Annotated in this window: 7 protein-coding genes; 5 read left to right on the top strand and 2 right to left on the bottom strand. The window is 44.5% G+C overall.

From position 1 onward, the window contains the following. A partial coding sequence (locus WC259_RS07875) for a lectin MOA-related protein (RefSeq protein ID WP_372644130.1) occupies positions 1-280 on the top strand: 280 nt, incomplete at its 5' end. Positions 281-451: 171 nt separating this feature from the next. Here WC259_RS07875 and WC259_RS07870 read toward each other — a convergent pair. Further along, positions 452-790 carry a helix-turn-helix domain-containing protein gene (locus tag WC259_RS07870; RefSeq protein WP_372644127.1) on the bottom strand — a complete coding sequence of 113 codons (339 nt, stop codon included), beginning with the start codon at positions 788-790 and terminating at the stop codon, positions 452-454. Between the two features lie 413 nt (positions 791-1,203). Between WC259_RS07870 and WC259_RS07865 the strand changes: the two genes are divergently transcribed. From WC259_RS07865 to WC259_RS07855, 3 genes are all read left to right on the top strand, one after another. After that, positions 1,204-1,518, top strand: coding sequence for a hypothetical protein (locus tag WC259_RS07865; RefSeq protein ID WP_372644124.1), 315 nt, complete (start codon positions 1,204-1,206; stop codon positions 1,516-1,518). 223 nt (positions 1,519-1,741) lie between these two features. Beyond that, a complete protein-coding gene (locus WC259_RS07860) occupies positions 1,742-1,867 on the top strand; it encodes a hypothetical protein (protein WP_372644121.1) in 126 nt (41 codons plus the stop codon). Between the two features lie 124 nt (positions 1,868-1,991). After that, positions 1,992-2,438, top strand: coding sequence for a hypothetical protein (locus WC259_RS07855; RefSeq protein WP_372644118.1), 447 nt, complete (start codon positions 1,992-1,994; stop codon positions 2,436-2,438). Between the two features lie 472 nt (positions 2,439-2,910). Here WC259_RS07855 and WC259_RS07850 read toward each other — a convergent pair whose 3' ends face one another. Beyond that, positions 2,911-3,294, bottom strand: a complete 384-nt coding sequence (locus WC259_RS07850) for a hypothetical protein (protein ID WP_372644115.1) — start codon at positions 3,292-3,294, stop codon at positions 2,911-2,913. A gap of 62 nt (positions 3,295-3,356) precedes the next feature. Here WC259_RS07850 and WC259_RS07845 point away from each other — a divergent pair. After that, on the top strand, positions 3,357-3,833 hold a 477-nt coding region (locus WC259_RS07845), incomplete at its 3' end, for a DUF6745 domain-containing protein (RefSeq protein ID WP_372644112.1).

Raw genomic sequence — 3,833 nt, 5'->3', positions numbered from 1 at the left:
AGACTGGCTGTCTATACTGAAAGAGGCATCGGCTAATCTTCCCCAGTACCAACCAGACCGCTTTGATTGTGATAATTTTTCTATAGCCGTAATTGCACACATATCAGAAAAGTACCGGCTAAACAGCTGCGGAATGGCCAGAGGTGAAAGCCCGGGGGGTTATCATGCGTGGAATGTTATCTTGACTGAGCATGGCCCTAAGTTCTTTGAGCCCCAGACCGGTGAACTATTTGAATTCAACGCGGGCGGATATTCCGCTGACTTCGTTTACTTCGGGTAAATAGTTAGTGATTCCCATTAGGACGCGAATTTAATATACGCATCTTCTGAACTGATTGCATAAATGCTAGGTCGATTTCGATTCTTTCATCAGCGGATTGCCAAAGTTCTTGTGCATATGTACAAGTTCCATCTGCACGAGAATGTCTAGGACCGTGCATCAACCACACTACTAACCCTTCTTCTTTTGCAACTTCAAATGCAGGGAGTAAGTCGCTATCTCCAGCTTCTGTAACTTGCCTGCAAAATCGGCAGTAAATGACTTCAGCATATCGGTTACTGATTGGTCAGGCAAGCCTGCCTTGTCGCTAATTTCGGTTTCCATTAATTCTTCAGGGCTAACCTCAAGAGCTAATGCTATCTTCTGGGCAGTCTGTACGGTGAGGTTTTTGTACCGACCTTTCTCTATATGATTAATATAAGTTCCCCTCAACCCGCAAAGCAACCCTAAGGCTTCCTGTGTAAGCCCTTTTTTCTGCCTTATCCCCCTTATTTTCTCACCAATACTCATTTTATTACTCCCTTTCAGGTGGATATCTATTTATTGCTAATTATCGCATTGCTATTTGCCTGCTGGCAACTTGCTATTTTCATATAATTGCCTGTTGACAAAGTATTTGCGGTATGCTATTCTTATAGCGTGAATACATACAAACTACTAATAGACAATTTAATAGCTTCTCAGAAAACAGATGGATTATCCGACAAAGAATTATCTGCAAAACTCGGCATATCTGACTCATATTTCTCCCGCATTAAACGGGGATTACGCAAGCCCGGCATTAAGTGTTACCAAGGCATTGTTGTTGCCTACCCTGACCTCAAGCCCTTAGTAGACGCAGAAATCTACGGCAAAACTAATTATACGCCTACTGATATACCTGTGCGCAAGACCCCATTGACTAGATTTTTGGAGATATTCAAATGAAAGAACTTACCTGCCCCTATTGTGGAATAACCAGCAAAGACGTTAGTCAGCATTGGGAGTACATCATAGGACGAGGCTTAGTACAAATTACAGCCTGCTCAAACCTTTCTGCATGCGGTAAGCGTGTCCGTCAGATAAAGCCCTTGAAATGCCGTTGGTGTGGTCACGAAGGGCATGACGTTAACTACCACACAGTGTATCTGGGCGGGCATGGTGATGTCTATGTACTGGAATGCGACAACGCCAGTGATTGTTCCAAGAGGCAAGACGAGCAGTTAGCCCGCAAGCCCGAACCGGTGGGTGCAAAGTGAGAGCTATCCGCAGCACTGATGAGCTGGTGCTGGGGGAAGTGACCTTCGGCAACAAGCCTTTTCCGAGCGAACTATTTACTAGCCTGGTATGCAGGGCCGTAGAGGCGTTTAGAGATAAAAAGACCGGGGAACTGCAATTCCCCGGTGGAAGAGAGGTGAGAAATAATAAAAACCCTTAATTTGGATTATACCCCTGACAATTAACTAACACAAGGAGGCTGAGATGGAAATATTCGGATTTTTATTCTTCTGTTTATACGCCGGGTTTGCTCTGGGATTTGCCTTCAACTGGAAGTGGCAGAAGATAGAACACAAACCCAAACGCCGGATTGTCAATAACTTTAGATAAATCTAACAGGAGATGCAAATGCATATTGGTATATCAGGCCACGATAAATATCTCCCGATGCTAACAAAGATGTTTGGAGATACACCCATACCCCAGGTAGTTAAAAAGCTCAGGAGGATATCCAATGGTAGTAAAAGCTAACCCAGATTATTCAGAGTCCGCTTTCAACCTGACAAACAATACCGAACTGGCGGAGATGCTAAATCAGCGCCGGTATATGGAAGCTCGTATATTAGGCACTCGGACGGCTGCTGGTCTGCCCATTATGGAACAGGAGCTTGCCGACCTTGATATCAGAATTAGGCAGTCCATAGATACCTTAGGCAGCTTTCAGGACGTGGAAACTGGCCGGTATGCAATTAAACAACGCCGACAGAGCATAACGTATTCACCAGATAAAGTGCGCGAGTATCTGGGCAAATACGCCCCAGCCATTATTGATGAGCACGTCAACGAAAAGGTGCTGACCAGCCTGATTAAGGGCGGTCAGATAAGCGATGAAATAATTCCTCAACTCGTAGAGGATACCAGGGAAACCTTTGCCTATATCATCAAAACGGGGGTGAACTAATCATGGGAAAAAGAAAAGGAGATAAACAAATGGTCAAAAAGAATTGTGGCAATATCTTAGCAGATGGGGAACTTACTGGACATGCGCACAGGGTATCAGTACAGGTATTGGAACGGGAGGATGGCGTCAGGGAATTTGAGGGAGAGACTACAGTAACTCACGAGGAGCATAAACCTATTAAACTCCCCTAATTGGCATGGAAATCGGCCAAGGTAAATGAATATGACCATTACGCTGAAATGGCTAGAGAAGTCAGGGATTAATATGCCGAGTGTTATTACACGGATAACAGAAGAGCAAGAAGCCCAAATCCCACATTATATACAAAAGTGGGTGAGTATAGCTAGTGGGGAAACGAACATAGCCGAGGCAGACAAAGCTGTTGTGGATATGTATGCCGATATGGGACTGAGTAAACCAATAATACTGCACTTTGACTCTCCGGTGTCATGCCATATTGCTTTAGCCATGTTCAAAGACTCACAGCTAGAATCACAGCTAGGGTCACAGCTAGAATCACAGCTAAGGTCACAGCTAAGGTCACAGCTATGGTCACAGCTAGAATCACAGCTAGAATCACAGCTAAGGTCACAGCTATGGTCACAGCTAGGGTCACAGCTAGAATCACAGCTAAGGTCACAGCTATGGTCACAGCTAAGGTCACAGCTATGGTCACAGCTAAGGTCACAGCTAGAATCACAGCTAGGGTCACAGCTAAGGTCACAGCTAGAATCACAGCTAGAATCACAGCTAGAATCACAGCTAGAATCACAGCTATGGTCACAGCTATGGTCACAGCTAAGGTCACAGCTAGAATCACAGCTAGGGTCACAGCTAGAATCACAGCTAGAATCACAGCTAGTTACAATTTGGTGGACTGCATGGGCTGGGCTTTATGATTATGCAGAATCTATTGGGGTGGTATTTGACCAATACAAATTGGATTTGTTCAAAAGGTTTACTTCGAATATAGGCTTCTGCTTACCATTCCACGATTGTTTTATCTACTCTCTTAAGCCTACCGAAATATATTGGGATGATGCGAGGCTGCATAATCCGTCAGGGAAAGCAGTCAAATATGCTGATGGATGGGGTTGGTATGCGTTAAATGGTATACCAATGGAAGAATGGCAGGTTATGACTCCCACAGAAGAGCTATCGTTAGAAAAAATACTATCTGTAGAGGATATAGACCAAAGACGGGAACTCGTTAGGCGTGTTGGGGTAGAACGGTTAGTTTCTGCGGGCAAAGAAATAGATAGACTAGGGGATTATAAATTACTGGATATGCGGTCTGTCTACAAGCGCAGGACACCCACGCTGTTTCTGCTGATGAAAAATCCCTCTGTAGCGAATACATGGAATTGTGAGGGAGTGAGTAGTGAATGTAAAACA

The sequence above is a fragment of the Dehalococcoides sp. genome (genome assembly GCF_041654235.1).
GTDB classification, from domain to species: Bacteria; Chloroflexota; Dehalococcoidia; order Dehalococcoidales; family Dehalococcoidaceae; genus Dehalococcoides; species Dehalococcoides mccartyi_B.
The sequence above is the reverse complement of the archived record's forward strand: the minus strand, read 5'-3'. Positions and strand labels throughout refer to the sequence as shown.

Excerpts from the sequence above, each read along its gene's own strand:
- WC259_RS07870 (WP_372644127.1), bottom strand. The coding sequence starts at position 790 with ATGAGTATTGGTGAGAAAATAAGGGGGATAAGGCAGAAAAAAGGGCTT.
- WC259_RS07865 (WP_372644124.1), top strand. The coding sequence starts at position 1,204 with ATGAAAGAACTTACCTGCCCCTATTGTGGAATAACCAGCAAAGACGTT.
- WC259_RS07860 (WP_372644121.1), top strand. The coding sequence starts at position 1,742 with ATGGAAATATTCGGATTTTTATTCTTCTGTTTATACGCCGGGTTTGCT.
- WC259_RS07855 (WP_372644118.1), top strand. The coding sequence starts at position 1,992 with ATGGTAGTAAAAGCTAACCCAGATTATTCAGAGTCCGCTTTCAACCTG.